Here is a 15,903-nt window from a genome sequence, read left to right on the forward strand (position 1 = left end):
AAGTAGAACCTTGCTCGACGTGAACGAGTTCGGCGATCTGCGCATCGGCCTTGCGACCGCGGAGGAGATCCGCAACTGGTCGCATGGAGAGGTGAAGAAGCCCGAGACGATCAACTACCGCACGCTCAAGCCGGAGAAGGACGGCCTGTTCTGCGAGAAGATCTTCGGCCCCACCCGTGACTGGGAGTGCGGCTGCGGCAAGTACAAGCGCGTCCGCTACCGCGGCATCGTCTGCGAGCGCTGCGGTGTCGAGGTGACCCGCTCGAAGGTCCGCCGTGAGCGGATGGGCCACATCGAGCTCGCCGCCCCGGTGACCCACATCTGGTACTTCAAGGGCGTGCCCTCGCGCCTCGGCTACCTGCTCGACCTCGCCCCGAAGGACCTGGAGAAGGTCATCTACTTCGCGGCGTACATGGTGACCGAGGTCGACGAGGACGGCCGTCACGAGGACCTTCCCCAGCTCCGCAACGAGACGGAGAAGGAGAAGAAGGCCCTCGCGAACGACCGCGACGTGCAGATCAACGCGCGTGCCGAGAAGCTCGAGAAGGACCTGGCGGAGCTCGAGGCGGAGGGCGCCAAGTCCGACGTCAAGCGCAAGGTCAAGGACGGCGCCGAGCGCGAGATGGCGAACATCCGCAAGCGCGCGGACGCCGAGATCGAGCGCCTCGAGGCCATCTTCGACCGCTTCGCCAACCTCAAGGTCCAGGACCTCGAGGGCGACGAGATGCTCTACCGCGAGATGTCGCGCCGCTACGGCTCGTACTTCAAGGGCTCGATGGGTGCGGAGGCGATCCAGAAGCGCCTCCAGACCTTCGACCTCGAGGCCGAGGCCGAGAAGCTCCGCGAGATCATCGCGACCGGCAAGGGCCAGCGCAAGACCCGCGCCCTCAAGCGCCTCAAGGTGGTCAACGCGTTCCTCACGACCACCAACTCGCCCGAGGGCATGGTGCTCGACTGCGTGCCGGTCATCCCGCCGGACCTGCGTCCGATGGTGCAGCTCGACGGTGGCCGCTTCGCGACCTCCGACCTCAACGACCTGTACCGCCGCGTTATCAACCGCAACAACCGCCTCAAGCGCCTGCTCGACCTCGGTGCGCCCGAGATCATCGTGAACAACGAGAAGCGCATGCTGCAGGAGGCCGTCGACTCGCTGTTCGACAACGGCCGTCGCGGCCGCCCGGTCACGGGCCCCGGCAACCGCCCCCTCAAGTCCATCTCGGACATGCTCAAGGGCAAGCAGGGCCGCTTCCGTCAGAACCTGCTCGGCAAGCGCGTCGACTACTCGGGCCGCTCGGTCATCGTGGTCGGCCCGACCCTGAAGCTGCACCAGTGCGGCCTGCCCAAGCAGATGGCGCTCGAGCTCTTCAAGCCCTTCGTCATGAAGCGCCTGGTCGAGCTCAACCACGCGCAGAACATCAAGTCCGCGAAGCGCATGGTCGAGCGCAGCCGCTCCGAGGTGTGGGACGTCCTCGAGGAGGTCATCCGCGAGCACCCGGTGCTGCTGAACCGTGCGCCCACGCTGCACCGTCTGGGCATCCAGGCGTTCGAGCCGCAGCTGGTCGAGGGCAAGGCCATCCACCTGCACCCGCTCGTCTGCGGCGCGTTCAACGCCGACTTCGACGGTGACCAGATGGCCGTGCACCTGCCCCTGTCGGCGGAGGCGCAGGCCGAGGCCCGCGTGCTGATGCTCTCGAGCAACAACATCCTCAAGCCGTCCGACGGCCGCCCGGTGACCATGCCCTCGCAGGACATGATCATCGGCCTCTACCACCTCTCGCTCCTCAAGGAGGGCGAGAAGGGCGAGGGCCTGGTCTTCGGCACGCAGTCCGAGGCGCTCATGGCGTTCGACGCCGGCACCATCTCGCTCAACTCGGAGATCCGGCTGCGCGTCGACGGCGACACCGTCCCGCCGGTCGACTTCGAGCTGCCCGAGGGCCACGTGGCAGGCGAGCCGTTCATGCTCACCACCACCCTCGGTCGCTCGCTGTTCAACGACCTCCTGCCGGTGTCGTACCCGTACGTCAACCGCAACGTCGACAAGAAGGTCCTCGGCGACATCGTCAACACGCTCGCCGAGCGCTACCCGAAGGTCGAGGTGGCCGCCTCGCTCGACGCCCTCAAGGCGGCGGGCTTCCACTGGGCCACCCGTTCGGGCGTGACCATCGCCATCGGCGACGTCGCGACCCCCTCGAACAAGCAGGAGATCCTCGAGCGCTACGAGGCCCAGGCCGCGAAGGTGCAGGACCAGTTCGACACCGGTCTCATCACCGACGACGAGCGCCGTCAGGAGCTCATCGAGATCTGGACCCAGGCGACCAACGAGGTCGACAAGGCGATGCGCGAGTCGTTCCCGAAGCACAACACCGTCCACACGATGGTCGGCTCGGGTGCGCGAGGCAACTGGATGCAGGTCCGTCAGATCGCCGGTATGCGCGGCCTCGTGGCGAACCCGAAGGGTGAGATCATCCCGCGTCCGATCAAGTCGAACTACCGTGAGGGCCTGTCCGTCCTCGAGTACTTCATCGCGACCCACGGTGCCCGCAAGGGCCTCGCGGACACCGCGCTGCGTACCGCGGACTCGGGCTACCTCACGCGTCGTCTGGTCGACGTGTCGCAGGACGTCATCGTCCGCGAGGACGACTGCGGCACCGAGCGTGGCCTCGCCATGCCGATCGCGGAGGTCCTCGCCGGCGGCGAGCGCGTCATGCACGACCGCGTCGCCACCTCGGTGTTCGCCCGCACGCTGGCCACCGACGTCGAGCTCGACGGCGAGGTCATCGCGACCGCCGGCTCCGACGTGGGCGACGCGCTCATCGAGACCCTGATCGCCGCGGGCGTCGACACGGTGAAGGTCCGCTCGGTCCTCACCTGCGAGTCCGCCGTGGGCACGTGCGCGCGCTGCTACGGCCGCTCGCTCGCGACCCGTGAGCTCGTCGACATCGGCGAGGCCGTCGGCATCATCGCGGCCCAGTCGATCGGTGAGCCCGGCACCCAGCTGACGATGCGTACGTTCCACACCGGTGGTGTGGCCTCGGCGGACGACATCACCCAGGGTCTGCCGCGTGTCCAGGAGCTCTTCGAGGCCCGCACCCCCAAGGGTGAGGCCCCGATCTCCGAGGTCAGCGGCACCCTCAAGGTCGACGACTCCGAGGCGACCCGTCGCCTCGTGGTCACCCCGGACAACGGGGACGAGCCGGTCGAGTACCCGGTCACCAAGCGTGCCCGCCTCCTGGTCCAGGACGGCGAGCGCGTCGAGGTGGGCCAGCAGCTCGTCGCCGGTGCGGTCGACCCCAAGAACGTGCTCCGCATCCTCGGTCCCCGCGCCACCCAGAAGCACCTGGTGGACGAGGTCCAGAACGTGTACCGCTCGCAGGGTGTGGAGATCCACGACAAGCACATCGAGGTCATCGTGCGGCAGATGCTGCGTCGCGTGACCGTGCTGGACTCGGGAGAGACCAACCTGCTCCCCGGCGAGCTAGTCGAGCGCAGCCGCTTCGAGCAGGCGAACCGTGAGACCGTGACCGCCGGCGGCAAGCCCGCCTCGGCGCGTCCCGAGCTCATGGGCATCACGAAGGCGTCGCTCGCGACGGAGTCGTGGCTCTCGGCGGCCTCCTTCCAGGAGACCACCCGCGTCCTCACCGAGGCGGCGATGTCCGGCAAGTCGGACCCGCTGCTCGGCCTCAAGGAGAACGTCATCCTCGGAAAGCTCATCCCCGCCGGTACGGGCCTCGCCCAGTACCGCACGGCGACGGTCGAGCCGACGGAGGAGGCCAAGGCCAACCTGTTCCCGACCTTCGGTTACGAGGAGTGGGACGGCCAGTTCTTCGGCGAGGGCACCGGCGAGGCCGTGCCGCTCGAGGAGTTCGACATCCGAGACTGACAACCGACGGGGCCGGGCGGGCGTGATGTCCGCTTTTGACGGCGGCGCGGAGCACAGGTATCTTAGATGCTTGTGCCCGCGTCGCCGGGCCCCCGAGTCGCGCCTGCGGTGCGACACCCGATGGAACGACACGCCCGGGCGCGGGGGTCGGGCCGACACGAATAAAACGTTCCCGCAGAACCACAGAGACACGGAGAAGTAGTGCCTACGATTCAGCAGCTGGTCAGGAAGGGCCGCCACCCCAAGGCCTCGAAGACCAAGACCCCGGCTCTTCAGTCGAGCCCCCAGCGTCGCGGCGTGTGCACGCGCGTCTACACGACCACCCCCAAGAAGCCGAACTCGGCGCTCCGCAAGGTGGCCCGTGTCCGTCTGTCCACCGGCATCGAGGTCACCGCGTACATCCCCGGTGAGGGCCACAACCTCCAGGAGCACTCGATCGTGCTCGTGCGCGGCGGCCGTGTGAAGGACCTCCCCGGTGTCCGTTACAAGATCATCCGTGGCTCGCTCGACACCCAGGGTGTCAAGAACCGCAAGCAGGCTCGCAGCCGCTACGGCGCGAAGATGGAGAAGAAGTAATGCCTCGCAAGGGACCGGCCCCCAAGCGGCCGATCATCAACGACCCCGTCTACGGCGCGCCGGTCGTCACGCAGCTCATCAACAAGGTCCTCCTCGACGGCAAGAAGTCGACGGCCGAGGCCATCGTGTACGGCGCGCTCGAGGGCGTCCGTGAGAAGTCGGGTCAGGACCCGGTCGTCGTGCTCAAGCGCGCGCTGGACAACATCCGCCCGGCCCTCGAGGTCCGCAGCCGCCGCGTCGGTGGCGCGACCTACCAGGTCCCCGTCGACGTGCGCCCCGTGCGTCAGACCACGCTCGGCCTGCGCTGGCTGGTCGACTTCTCGCGCCAGCGTCGCGAGAAGACCATGACCGAGCGCCTCATGAACGAGATCCTCGACGCGTCCAACGGCCTCGGCGCCGCGGTCAAGCGCCGCGAGGACATGCACAAGATGGCCGAGTCGAACAAGGCCTTCGCGCACTACCGCTGGTAGTCGCAGGCCCCTCTCGACGGAAACTCAAGGAGATCCTCACGTGGCACAGGACGTGCTCACGGACCTGAAGAAGGTCCGCAACATCGGCATCATGGCTCACATCGATGCCGGCAAGACGACCACCACCGAGCGCATCCTGTTCTACACGGGTGTCAACTACAAGATCGGTGAGACCCACGACGGCGCGTCGACGACCGACTGGATGGAGCAGGAGCAGGAGCGCGGCATCACCATCACCTCCGCCGCGGTGACCTGCTTCTGGAACGACAACCAGATCAACATCATCGACACCCCGGGTCACGTCGACTTCACCGTCGAGGTGGAGCGCTCGCTCCGCGTGCTCGACGGCGCGGTCGCGGTGTTCGACGGCAAGGAGGGCGTGGAGCCCCAGTCGGAGACCGTGTGGCGCCAGGCGGACAAGTACGACGTCCCGCGCATCTGCTTCGTCAACAAGATGGACAAGCTCGGTGCGGACTTCTACTTCACCGTCGACACCATCAAGTCGCGCCTCGGTGCGAAGCCGCTCGTCATCCAGCTGCCCATCGGCGCGGAGAACGACTTCCTGGGCGTCATCGACCTGGTGCAGATGAAGGCCCTCGTGTGGCCCGGCGACGCCAAGGGCGACGTGACCATGGGCGCCAAGTACGAGATCGAGGAGATCCCCGCGGACCTGGCCGACAAGGCCGAGGAGTACCGCGCGGAGCTGCTCGAGACCGTCGCGGAGTCCGACGAGACGCTGCTCGAGAAGTACCTCGGCGGCGAGGACCTCACCGTCGACGAGATCAAGGCCGCCATCCGCAAGATGACGATCAACTCGGAGCTCTACCCGGTGCTCTGCGGCTCGGCGTTCAAGAACCGCGGCGTGCAGCCCATGCTCGACGCGGTCGTGGACTACCTCCCGGGCCCGCTCGACGTCCCCGCCATCCAGGGCCACGACGTCCGTGACGAGGAGAAGATCGTGGAGCGTCACGCCGACGCCGACGAGCCCTTCTCGGCCCTCGCGTTCAAGGTCGTCGCGCACCCGTTCTTCGGTCGCCTCACCTACATCCGCGTGTACTCGGGCAAGCTCGAGTCGGGTGCGCAGATCATCAACTCGACCAAGGGCAAGAAGGAGCGCATCGGGAAGATCTTCCAGATGCACGCCAACAAGGAGAACCCGGTCGACGGCGTGACCGCGGGCCACATCTACGCGGTGATCGGCCTCAAGGACACCACCACCGGTGACACCCTGTGCGACTCGAACGACCAGGTCGTCCTCGAGTCGATGACCTTCCCCGAGCCCGTGATCCACGTGGCGGTCGAGCCCAAGACCAAGGGCGACCAGGAGAAGATGTCGGTCGCGATCCAGAAGCTCGCCGAGGAGGACCCGACCTTCCGCGTCCGCCTCGACGAGGAGACCGGCCAGACCGTCATCTCGGGCATGGGCGAGCTGCACCTCGACATCATCATCGACCGCATGCGTCGTGAGTTCAAGGTCGACGCCAACGTGGGCAAGCCGCAGGTCGCGTACCGCGAGACCATCCGTGGCAAGGTCGAGAAGTACGACTACACCCACAAGAAGCAGACGGGTGGCTCGGGCCAGTTCGCGAAGGTCCAGATCACGATCGAGCCGCTCGACGCCGACTCCGAGGTCATGTACGAGTTCGACAACGCCGTGACCGGTGGTCGCGTGCCGCGCGAGTACATCCCGTCGGTCGACGCCGGTATCCAGGACGCCATGAACGTGGGCATCCTCGCCGGCTTCTCCATGGTCGGCGTCAAGGCGACCCTGGTCGACGGCGCCTACCACGACGTCGACTCGTCGGAGATGGCGTTCAAGATCGCCGGCTCGATGGCCTTCAAGGAGGCCGCGCGCAAGGCCAACCCGGTCCTGCTCGAGCCCGTGATGGCCGTCGAGGTCCGTACGCCCGAGGACTACATGGGCGACGTCATCGGCGACCTCAACTCCCGCCGTGGCCAGATCCGTGAGATGTCCGACGCCGCCGGCGTCAAGGTCATCAACGCTCTGGTCCCGCTGTCGGAGATGTTCGGCTACGTCGGCGACCTGCGTTCCAAGACGCAGGGCCGCGCGGTGTACTCGATGACCTTCGACAGCTACGCCGAGGTTCCTCGCAACGTTGCCGAGGAGATCATCGCAAAGACCCGGGGCGAGTAGTCCCACCGGTTGAAAATCAGGAACAATAACGACCAGTAGGGATACGCCCCACGATGGCAGCGGCCATCGGCAGTCGGATCCTCTACCCGAGTCTCACAACCCAATCAGGAGGAAGCCACCATGGCTAAGGCCAAGTTCGAGCGGTCCAAGCCGCACGTGAACGTCGGCACCATCGGTCACGTCGACCACGGTAAGACGACGCTGACCGCTGCGATCTCGAAGGTGCTGCACGACAAGTACCCCGAGCTCAACCCGTTCACGCCGTTCGAGGACATCGACAAGGCTCCCGAGGAGCGCGAGCGCGGTATCACGATCAACATCGCGCACATCGAGTACCAGACCGAGAAGCGCCACTACGCGCACGTCGACGCCCCGGGTCACGCTGACTACATCAAGAACATGATCACCGGTGCGGCCCAGATGGACGGCGCGATCCTCGTGGTCGCGGCGACCGACGGTCCGATGGCCCAGACCCGTGAGCACGTCCTGCTCGCGCGCCAGGTGGGTGTCCCCTACCTGCTCGTCGCGCTGAACAAGTCGGACATGGTCGACGACGAGGAGATCCTCGAGCTCGTCGAGGTCGAGGTGCGCGAGCTCCTCTCCTCGCAGGGCTTCGACGGCGACAACGCCCCGGTCATCCGCGTCTCGGCGCTCAAGGCGCTCGAGGGCGACCCGGAGTGGGTCAAGTCGGTCCAGGACCTCATGGACGCCGTGGACGAGAACGTCCCGGAGCCGGTCCGCGACATGGACAAGCCCTTCCTCATGCCGATCGAGGACGTCTTCACGATCACCGGTCGTGGCACCGTCGTCACCGGCAAGGTGGAGCGCGGCAAGCTCAAGATCAACTCGGAGGTCGAGATCCTCGGCATCCGCGAGCCGCAGAAGACCACCGTCACCGGCATCGAGATGTTCCACAAGCAGATGGACGAGGCGTGGGCCGGCGAGAACTGCGGTCTGCTGCTCCGCGGCACCAAGCGCGAGGACGTCGAGCGCGGCCAGGTCGTGGTCGCCCCCGGCACCACCACGCCGCACACCCAGTTCGAGGGCAAGGTCTACATCCTCAACAAGGATGAGGGTGGCCGCCACAACCCCTTCTACACGAACTACCGCCCGCAGTTCTACATCCGCACCACGGATGTGACCGGCGTCATCTCGCTGCCCGAGGGCACCGAGATGGTCATGCCGGGTGACACCACCGAGATGTCGGTCGAGCTCATCCAGCCGATCGCCCTCGAGGAGGGTCAGGGCTTCGCGATCCGCGAGGGTGGCCGTACCGTCGGTTCCGGCACCGTCACCAAGATCATCAAGTAGTCCCCACGCGACGCGGGGCTCGGCCTTCGGGCCGGGCCCCGCGTCCGCGCGTGCCTCCGGCTGGCGCAGCCGTCCGGAATATGGCACAATATTCAGGTTGCCTATCGCGGGCAGCCGCACCTTCACCCACGGCCCGACAGAAATGTCCAGGCGCACGTGTGTCGCAGATGAGCGACACGCCCGAGCGCGGGGGTCGGGGTGATGACCATAGTTGTAACGAGAGATAAGGCAGACCACGCCATGGCGGGACAGAAGATCCGCATTCGGCTGAAGAGCTACGACCACGAGGTCATCGACTCTTCGGCCCGCAAGATCGTCGAGACGGTCACGCGCGCCGGTGCGTCGGTGGTGGGCCCCGTGCCGCTGCCGACCGAGAAGAACGTGTTCTGTGTGATCCGTTCGCCCCACAAGTACAAGGACTCCCGCGAGCACTTCGAGATGCGCACGCACAAGCGCCTCATCGACATCGTGGACCCGACGCCGAAGGCCGTCGACTCGCTCATGCGTCTCGACCTGCCCGCCGACGTCAACATCGAGATCAAGCTCTAACGAGCAATCAGTACAGAGAAGTTAGGACTTCCCGAATCATGACTACGACTTCCAATGCCCAGCGCGCGGTCACCGCGCTGCTCGGTACGAAGCTGGGCATGACGCAGGTGTGGGACGCCGAGGGCCGCGTTGTGCCCGTCACGGTGATCCAGGTCGACACCAACGTCATCACCCAGGTGCGGGACGCCGAGCGCGACGGCTACGAGGCTGTCCAGCTCGCCTTCGGCGCCGTCGACCCGCGCCGCGTCACCAACCCGCTCAAGGGCCACTTCGAGGCCGCCGGCGTCACGCCGCGCCGCCACGTCGCCGAGGTCCGTACCTCGAACGCGTCCGAGTACGCGCTCGGCCAGGAGATCACCGCCGAGGTGTTCGAGGCCGGCCAGCTCGTCGACGTGACGGGCACCACCAAGGGCAAGGGCACCGCCGGTGTCATGAAGCGCCACGGCTTCTCCGGCGTGGGCGCCTCGCACGGTGCGCACCGCAACCACCGCAAGCCGGGCTCCATCGGTGGCGCGTCGACGCCTTCGCGCGTCTTCCGCGGCCTCAAGATGGCCGGCCGCATGGGCAACGCCCGCAAGACCGTCCAGAACCTGCGCGTCCACTCGGTGGACGCCGCGAAGGGTCTCGTGCTCGTCAAGGGCGCGGTTCCCGGCAACAAGGGCGGCGTCGTTCTCATCCGCTCCGCCGTGAAGGGCGCGTGATCACCATGGCTAACTCCAAGACCGTCGAGCTGCCCGCAGAGATCTTCGACGTCGACACCAACGTGCCGCTCATCCACCAGGTGGTCGTGGCGCAGCTGGCTGCCGCTCGTCAGGGCACGCACGCCACCAAGACCCGCGGCGAGGTCCGCGGTGGTGGCCGCAAGCCGTACAAGCAGAAGGGCACCGGTCGCGCCCGCCAGGGTTCGACCCGCGCGCCGCAGTTCGCCGGCGGTGGCACCGTCCACGGCCCGCAGCCGCGCGACTACTCGCAGCGCACCCCCAAGAAGATGAAGGTCGCCGCCCTCCGCGGTGCCCTCTCGGACCGCGCTCGCGCCGGCCGCGTGCACGTCGTCGACGGCCTCGTGTCCGGCGACGCCCCCTCGACCAAGGCCGCCCTCGAGGCGCTGACCGCCCTCACCTCGGGCCGCAGCGCGCTCGTCGTCACGGACCGCACCGACGAGCTCACCTGGCTCTCGCTGCGCAACGCTGCCGACGTGCACCTCATCGCGGTCGACCAGCTCAACACCTACGACGTGCTCGTGAACGACGACACGGTCTTCACGCGCGCCGCGCTCGACGCGTTCGTCGCGGGCCCTGCCACCGGCAAGTCCGTGAAGGCCGTCGCGTCGGAGTCCGAGGCGGAGGAGAAGTAACGTGACCACGCTGAACAAGGACCCCCGCGACATCATCGTCCGCCCGATCGTCTCCGAGAAGACGTACGGCCTCATGGACGAGGGCAAGTACACCTTCGAGGTGGACCCCCGCTCGAACAAGACCGAGATCAAGATCGCCATCGAGCAGATCTTCGGTGTCAAGGTCGCGTCCGTGAACACCATCAACCGCAAGGGCAAGACGCGCCGCACCCGCTTCGGCCTGGGCAAGCGCAAGGACGTCAAGCGCGCGATCGTCACCATCGCCGGCGACGCGGGCATCGACATCTTCAGCGGCCAGGCCGGCTAGAAGGACAGGTAAGCACTCATGGCTATTCGCAAGTACAAGCCGACGACGCCGGGCCGCCGTGGCTCGTCCGTCGCCGACTTCGTCGAGGTCACCCGTTCGGAGCCCGAGAAGTCGCTCGTCCGCCCGCTGCACAAGAAGGGCGGCCGTAACAACACCGGTCGCATCACCACCCGTCACCAGGGTGGCGGTCACAAGCGCGCCTACCGCGTGATCGACTTCCGTCGTCACGACAAGGACGGCGTGCCCGCGACCGTCGCGCACATCGAGTACGACCCCAACCGCACCGCCCGCATCGCGCTCCTGCACTACGCGGACGGCGAGAAGCGCTACATCATCGCCCCCGAGAAGCTCGGTCAGGGCGACCGTGTGGAGGCCGGCGCCGGCGCTGACATCAAGCCCGGCAACAACCTCCCGCTGCGCAACATCCCCGTCGGTACGGTCATCCACGCCATCGAGCTCAAGCCCGGTGGCGGCGCCAAGATCGCGCGCTCGGCCGGTGCCTCGGTCCAGCTCGTGGCGAAGGATGGCCCGTACGCGCAGCTGCGCATGCCGTCCGGCGAGATCCGCAACGTCGACGCGCGCTGCCGCGCGACCGTCGGCGAGGTGGGCAACGCCGAGCAGTCGAACATCAACTGGGGCAAGGCCGGCCGTATGCGCTGGAAGGGCAAGCGCCCGACCGTCCGCGGTGTCGTCATGAACCCGGTGGACCACCCGCACGGTGGTGGTGAGGGCAAGACCTCCGGTGGTCGCCACCCGGTCTCGCCGTGGGGCAAGCCCGAGGGCCGTACCCGCAAGCCCAACAAGGAAAGCGACAAGCTCATCGTGCGTCGCCGCAAGACCGGCAAGAACAAGCGATAAGGGAGCCTGGACATGCCTCGTAGCCTCAAGAAGGGCCCCTTCGTCGACGACCACCTTCAGAAGAAGGTGGACGCCCAGAACGATGCGGGTACCAAGAACGTCATCAAGACCTGGTCGCGTCGTTCGGTCATCACGCCGGACTTCCTGGGTCACACCTTTGCCGTGCACGACGGCCGCAAGCACGTCCCGGTGTTCGTCACCGAGTCGATGGTCGGCCACAAGCTGGGCGAGTTCGCCCCCACGCGCACGTTCAAGGGCCACGTCAAGGACGACCGCAAGGGCCGCCGCTAAGGCGCCCGAGCGAAGTAAGAGGAGTTAGAACATGGAAGCCAAGGCGCAGACGCGGTACATCCGCGTGACCGCCCAGAAGGCTCGCCGCGTCGTGAACCTGGTCCGTGGTCAGAACGCCGTGGAGGCCTCGGCCTCGCTGAAGTTCCAGCCGCAGGCCGTCGCGACCGATGTGCGCAAGCTCATCGACTCGGCGATCGCCAACGCGCGTGTGAAGGCCGACCAGGCCGGCGAGCGCTTCGACGAGCGTGAGCTCGTCATCAAGGAGATCTACGTGGACGAGGGTCCGACCATGAAGCGCATCCAGCCGCGCGCTCAGGGTCGTGCCAACCGCATCCTCAAGCGCTCCTGCCACATCACCGTCACCGTCGCGACCCCGGTCGCTGCCAAGTAAGGGGCCAAGTAATGGGACAGAAGGTCAACCCCCACGGCTACCGCCTGGGCATCACGACCGACCACCGTTCGCGCTGGTTCGCCGACTCGACCAAGAAGGGCGAGCGGTACCGCGACTACGTGAACGAGGACGTCAAGATCCGCAAGATGATGTCGGAGGGCCTCGAGCGCGCCGGCGTGTCGAAGGTCGAGATCGAGCGCACCCGTGAGCGCGTTCGCGTCGACCTGCACACCGCGCGTCCGGGCATCGTCATCGGCCGCCGCGGCGCCGAGGCCGACAAGCTTCGCGCCAACCTCGAGAAGCTGACGGGCAAGCAGGTCCAGCTCAACATCCTCGAGGTCAAGAACGCCGAGATCGACGCCCAGCTCGTCGCGCAGGGCATCGCGGAGCAGCTCGCCTCGCGCGTGTCGTTCCGTCGCGCCATGCGCAAGGGCATCCAGTCCGCGCTCCGCGCCGGTGCCAAGGGCATCCGCGTGCAGTGCTCGGGCCGTCTCGGCGGCGCCGAGATGTCGCGCTCGGAGTTCTACCGCGAGGGCCGCGTGCCGCTGCACACCCTCCGCGCGAACATCGACTACGGCTTCTTCGAGGCCCGCACGACCTTCGGCCAGATCGGCGTGAAGGTGTGGATCTACAAGGGCGACATGACGGAGAAGGAGTGGGCCGCCGAGCAGGCGAAGGCCCCCCGTCCCCAGCGTGGCCGTGGTGGCCGCGGCGACCGCGGTGACCGTGGTCCGCGTCGTGACTCCGCCCCCCGCCAGTCCGAGGCCCCCGCGGCCGAGGCCCCCGCTGCCGAGGCCCCCGCGGCCGAGGCCGGTAAGGAGAGCTGACCATGCTTATCCCCCGTCGAGTGAAGCACCGCAAGCAGCACCACCCGAAGCGTTCGGGCGCCGCGACCGGTGGCACGACCATCGCCTTCGGTGACTTCGGCATCCAGGCTCTCGAGCCCGCCTACGTCACCAACCGCCAGATCGAGGCGGCCCGTATCGCGATGACCCGCCACATCAAGCGTGGCGGAAAGGTCTGGATCAACATCTACCCGGACCGTCCCCTGACCAAGAAGCCCGCCGAGGTCCGCATGGGCTCCGGTAAGGGCTCGCCCGAGTGGTGGGTCGCCAACGTCAAGCCGGGTCGCGTGATGTTCGAGCTCGCCGGCGTGCCGGAGGAGCTCGCTCGCGAGGCCATGCGCCGCGCGCAGCACAAGCTGCCCATGAAGACCCGTTTCGTTTCCCGTGAGGGTGGTGACATCTAATGGCCATCGGTACCAAGGACCTCATGCCGTCCGAGCTGGACGCCATGGAGAACGAGCGCCTCGTCGAGGAGCTGAAGAAGGCCAAGGAGGAGCTGTTCAACCTGCGCTTCCAGTCGGCCACCGGTCAGCTCGAGAACCACGGTCGTCTCAAGGCCGTCAAGCGCGACATCGCTCGCATCTACACGATCCTGCGTGAGCGTGAGCTCGGGATCCGCACCGCGCCCTCCGCGAAGGCTTAAGGAACAGATATGTCGACCAAGAAGCACACGACGGCGACCGAGGAGCACCGCGCCTACCGCAAGACGCGCCGCGGCTACGTCACGTCGGACAAGATGGACAAGACCATCACCGTGGAGATCGAGGACCGCGTCAAGCACCCGCTCTACGGCAAGGTCATGCGCCGCACCAGCAAGATCAAGGCCCACGACGAGGCCAACACCGCCGGCATCGGCGACCTCGTCGTCGTGATGGAGACCCGCCCGCTTTCCGCTTCCAAGCGGTGGCGCCTGGTCGAGATCGTCGAGAAGGCCAAGTAACTAGGTTCGACCAGGCTCGCTGAGGAATCGGCGAGAACCAGACGACAGGAGACAAGACATGATTCAGCAGGAGTCGCGACTTCGCGTCGCCGACAACACGGGTGCGAAGGAAGTCCTCTGCATCCGCGTGCTCGGTGGCTCGCACCGTCGCTACGCCGGCATCGGCGACATCATCGTCGCCACCGTCAAGGACGCGATCCCCGGCGGCAACGTCAAGAAGGGCGATGTCGTCAAGGCGGTCGTCGTGCGCACCACCAAGGAGCGCCGCCGTCCCGACGGTTCGTACATCCGTTTCGATGAGAACGCTGCGGTGATCCTCAAGAACCTCGATGGTGACCCGCGTGGCACCCGCATCTTCGGCCCCGTGGGCCGCGAGCTGCGCGACAAGAAGTTCATGAAGATCATCTCGCTGGCACCGGAGGTCATCTGATGGCGAAGATCAAGAAGGACGACCTCGTCGTCGTCATCGCCGGCCGTGACCGCGGTCAGCAGGGCCGCGTGCTGTCGGTCGACCCCGAGCGCGAGCGCGTGGTCGTCGAGGGCATCCAGCGTGTCACCAAGCACATCAAGCCGGGTACCCGCCGCGACAACGCCGAGGGTGGCCTCGTGACCGTCGAGGCCGCGATCCACATCTCGAACGTGATGCTCGTGGACCCGGAGACCAAGAAGGGCACCCGTGTGGGCTACCGCACGGAAGAGGTCGAGCGTGACGGCCGCAAGCGCACTGTGCGCGTGCGTGTCGCCAAGCGCTCGGGTAAGGACGTCTGATGGCCACCGCGACCACCGCTCCGCGCCTCAAGGACAAGTACCGCAACGAGATCGTCGCGCAGCTCCGCGAGGAGTTCGACCACGCGAACGTGAACCAGGTCGGCGGCCTCGTGAAGGTCGTCGTCAACATGGGTGTCGGTGACGCGGCGAAGGACTCGAAGCTCATCGAGGGTGCCATCGCCGACCTCACCGCGATCACCGGCCAGAAGCCGCAGGTCACCAAGGCCCGCAAGTCCATCGCGCAGTTCAAGCTGCGTGAGGGCCAGCCGATCGGCGCGCACGTCACGCTGCGCGGCGACCGCATGTGGGAGTTCCTGGACCGCCTGATCTCGATCGCGCTGCCCCGCATCCGCGACTTCCGCGGCCTCAGCCCCAAGCAGTTCGACGGCAACGGCAACTACACCTTCGGTCTCACCGAGCAGTCGATGTTCCACGAGATCAACCAGGACAAGATCGACCGCGTGCGCGGCATGGACATCACCATCGTGACGTCCGCCACCACCGACGACGAGGGCCGCTCGCTGCTCAAGCAGCTGGGCTTCCCGTTCAAGGAGAAGTAGGACATGGCCAAGACTGCGCTGAAGAACAAGGCCGCCGGCAAGCAGAAGTTCGCCGTCCGCGCCTACACCCGGTGCCAGAAGTGCGGCCGTCCGCACTCCGTGTACCGCAAGTTCGGCCTCTGCCGCGTGTGCTTCCGTGAGATGGCTCACCGCGGTGAGCTGCCCGGTATCACCAAGAGCAGCTGGTAAACCACTACGCCACAGGTCCCCTAGGGAAACCACGGCGAGGAAGAGTTCAAGACTCATGACGATGACTGACCCCATCGCAGACATGCTGACGCGTCTGCGCAACGCGAACGCGGCGTACCACGAGACCGTGTCGATGCCGCACTCCAAGCTCAAGGCGAACATCGCCAAGATCCTGGAGGCCGAGGGCTACATCTCCGGCTCCGCCACGGCGGACGCCGAGGTCGGCAAGACCCTCACCCTCACGCTGAAGTACGGCCCGAACCGCGAGCGCTCGCTCGCCGGCGTGCGCCGTGTGTCGAAGCCCGGCCTTCGCGTCTACGCGAAGTCCACGAACCTCCCCAAGGTTCTCGGCGGCCTCGGCGTGGCCATCCTGTCCACCTCCTCCGGTCTGCTGACGGACCGCGAGGCCGAGAAGAAGGGCGTCGGCGGCGAGGTCGTCGCGTTCGTCTGGTAACCGGA

The 15,903-nt window shown here is 66.9% G+C and carries 20 protein-coding genes and 1 pseudogene; all 21 read left to right on the forward strand.

Annotated elements, in window-relative coordinates:
* The first annotated feature begins 10 nt into the window (after positions 1–10).
* The 21 genes and pseudogenes from AOM02_RS07255 (at position 11) to rpsH (ending at position 15,898) form a co-directional block, all read left to right on the forward strand.
* Positions 11–3,880 carry a DNA-directed RNA polymerase subunit beta' gene (locus AOM02_RS07255; protein ID WP_062298266.1) on the forward strand — a complete coding sequence of 1,290 codons (3,870 nt, stop codon included), beginning with the start codon at positions 11–13 and terminating at the stop codon, positions 3,878–3,880.
* A gap of 201 nt (positions 3,881–4,081) precedes the next feature.
* Positions 4,082–4,456, forward strand: coding sequence for a 30S ribosomal protein S12 (gene rpsL / locus AOM02_RS07260; RefSeq protein ID WP_062293987.1), 375 nt, complete (start codon positions 4,082–4,084; stop codon positions 4,454–4,456).
* Positions 4,456–4,926, forward strand: a complete 471-nt coding sequence (gene rpsG / locus AOM02_RS07265) for a 30S ribosomal protein S7 (protein WP_042213191.1) — start codon at positions 4,456–4,458, stop codon at positions 4,924–4,926. Before rpsL ends, rpsG begins: the two co-directional genes overlap by 1 nt.
* 40 nt (positions 4,927–4,966) lie before the next feature.
* Positions 4,967–7,081, forward strand: coding sequence for an elongation factor G (gene fusA / locus AOM02_RS07270; protein ID WP_062298269.1), 2,115 nt, complete (start codon positions 4,967–4,969; stop codon positions 7,079–7,081).
* A gap of 120 nt (positions 7,082–7,201) precedes the next feature.
* Positions 7,202–8,392 (forward strand): elongation factor Tu, encoded by a 1,191-nt coding sequence (gene tuf / locus AOM02_RS07275; protein WP_062298271.1) that lies wholly within the window; start codon positions 7,202–7,204, stop codon positions 8,390–8,392.
* A 240-nt stretch (positions 8,393–8,632) separates the two neighbouring features.
* Positions 8,633–8,941 carry a 30S ribosomal protein S10 gene (rpsJ, locus tag AOM02_RS07280; protein ID WP_042213186.1) on the forward strand — a complete coding sequence of 103 codons (309 nt, stop codon included), beginning with the start codon at positions 8,633–8,635 and terminating at the stop codon, positions 8,939–8,941.
* Between the two features lie 38 nt (positions 8,942–8,979).
* Positions 8,980–9,642: a 50S ribosomal protein L3 gene (gene rplC, locus AOM02_RS07285; RefSeq protein ID WP_062298274.1), complete on the forward strand. Its 663-nt coding sequence runs from the start codon at positions 8,980–8,982 to the stop codon at positions 9,640–9,642.
* A 5-nt stretch (positions 9,643–9,647) separates the two neighbouring features.
* On the forward strand, positions 9,648–10,295 hold the full coding sequence (gene rplD, locus AOM02_RS07290; protein ID WP_062298673.1) for a 50S ribosomal protein L4: 648 nt from the start codon (positions 9,648–9,650) through the stop codon (positions 10,293–10,295).
* 1 nt (position 10,296) lies between these two features.
* The gene (rplW, locus tag AOM02_RS07295; protein WP_062298276.1) at positions 10,297–10,602 is read left to right on the forward strand and encodes a 50S ribosomal protein L23; all 306 of its coding nucleotides are present in this window, start codon (positions 10,297–10,299) and stop codon (positions 10,600–10,602) included.
* 18 nt (positions 10,603–10,620) lie between these two features.
* Complete coding sequence (rplB, locus tag AOM02_RS07300; RefSeq protein WP_062298278.1) at positions 10,621–11,460, forward strand: 50S ribosomal protein L2; 840 nt, start codon at positions 10,621–10,623, stop codon at positions 11,458–11,460.
* A 12-nt stretch (positions 11,461–11,472) separates the two neighbouring features.
* Positions 11,473–11,751, forward strand: a complete 279-nt coding sequence (gene rpsS, locus AOM02_RS07305; RefSeq protein WP_062293970.1) for a 30S ribosomal protein S19 — start codon at positions 11,473–11,475, stop codon at positions 11,749–11,751.
* A gap of 31 nt (positions 11,752–11,782) precedes the next feature.
* On the forward strand, positions 11,783–12,142 hold the full coding sequence (rplV, locus tag AOM02_RS07310; RefSeq protein WP_062298279.1) for a 50S ribosomal protein L22: 360 nt from the start codon (positions 11,783–11,785) through the stop codon (positions 12,140–12,142).
* Positions 12,143–12,153: 11 nt separating this feature from the next.
* Complete coding sequence (gene rpsC, locus AOM02_RS07315) at positions 12,154–12,969, forward strand: 30S ribosomal protein S3 (RefSeq protein WP_062298281.1); 816 nt, start codon at positions 12,154–12,156, stop codon at positions 12,967–12,969.
* 2 nt (positions 12,970–12,971) lie between these two features.
* Positions 12,972–13,391, forward strand: coding sequence for a 50S ribosomal protein L16 (rplP, locus tag AOM02_RS07320; RefSeq protein WP_042213163.1), 420 nt, complete (start codon positions 12,972–12,974; stop codon positions 13,389–13,391).
* Positions 13,391–13,621 (forward strand): annotated as a pseudogene (gene rpmC, locus AOM02_RS07325) (50S ribosomal protein L29); the annotation flags it as partial. The gene rplP and the pseudogene rpmC, both read left to right, overlap by 1 nt.
* A gap of 18 nt (positions 13,622–13,639) precedes the next feature.
* Positions 13,640–13,927, forward strand: a complete 288-nt coding sequence (gene rpsQ, locus AOM02_RS07330; protein WP_042213157.1) for a 30S ribosomal protein S17 — start codon at positions 13,640–13,642, stop codon at positions 13,925–13,927.
* 58 nt (positions 13,928–13,985) lie between these two features.
* Positions 13,986–14,357, forward strand: coding sequence for a 50S ribosomal protein L14 (rplN, locus tag AOM02_RS07335; protein ID WP_062293953.1), 372 nt, complete (start codon positions 13,986–13,988; stop codon positions 14,355–14,357).
* Positions 14,357–14,695 (forward strand): 50S ribosomal protein L24, encoded by a 339-nt coding sequence (rplX, locus tag AOM02_RS07340; protein WP_062298284.1) that lies wholly within the window; start codon positions 14,357–14,359, stop codon positions 14,693–14,695. The genes rplN and rplX overlap by 1 nt, the downstream gene beginning before the upstream one ends.
* Positions 14,695–15,255, forward strand: coding sequence for a 50S ribosomal protein L5 (gene rplE, locus AOM02_RS07345; protein WP_062298287.1), 561 nt, complete (start codon positions 14,695–14,697; stop codon positions 15,253–15,255). The genes rplX and rplE overlap by 1 nt, the downstream gene beginning before the upstream one ends.
* Positions 15,256–15,258: 3 nt before the next feature.
* Positions 15,259–15,444: a type Z 30S ribosomal protein S14 gene (locus AOM02_RS07350; RefSeq protein WP_042213145.1), complete on the forward strand. Its 186-nt coding sequence runs from the start codon at positions 15,259–15,261 to the stop codon at positions 15,442–15,444.
* A 55-nt stretch (positions 15,445–15,499) separates the two neighbouring features.
* Positions 15,500–15,898 (forward strand): 30S ribosomal protein S8, encoded by a 399-nt coding sequence (rpsH, locus tag AOM02_RS07355; RefSeq protein ID WP_062298289.1) that lies wholly within the window; start codon positions 15,500–15,502, stop codon positions 15,896–15,898.
* The last annotated feature ends 5 nt before the right edge of the window (positions 15,899–15,903 follow it).

It is taken from the genome of Demequina maris, from assembly GCF_000971155.1.
In the GTDB taxonomy this organism is placed as follows: Bacteria; Actinomycetota; Actinomycetes; order Actinomycetales; family Demequinaceae; genus Demequina; species Demequina maris.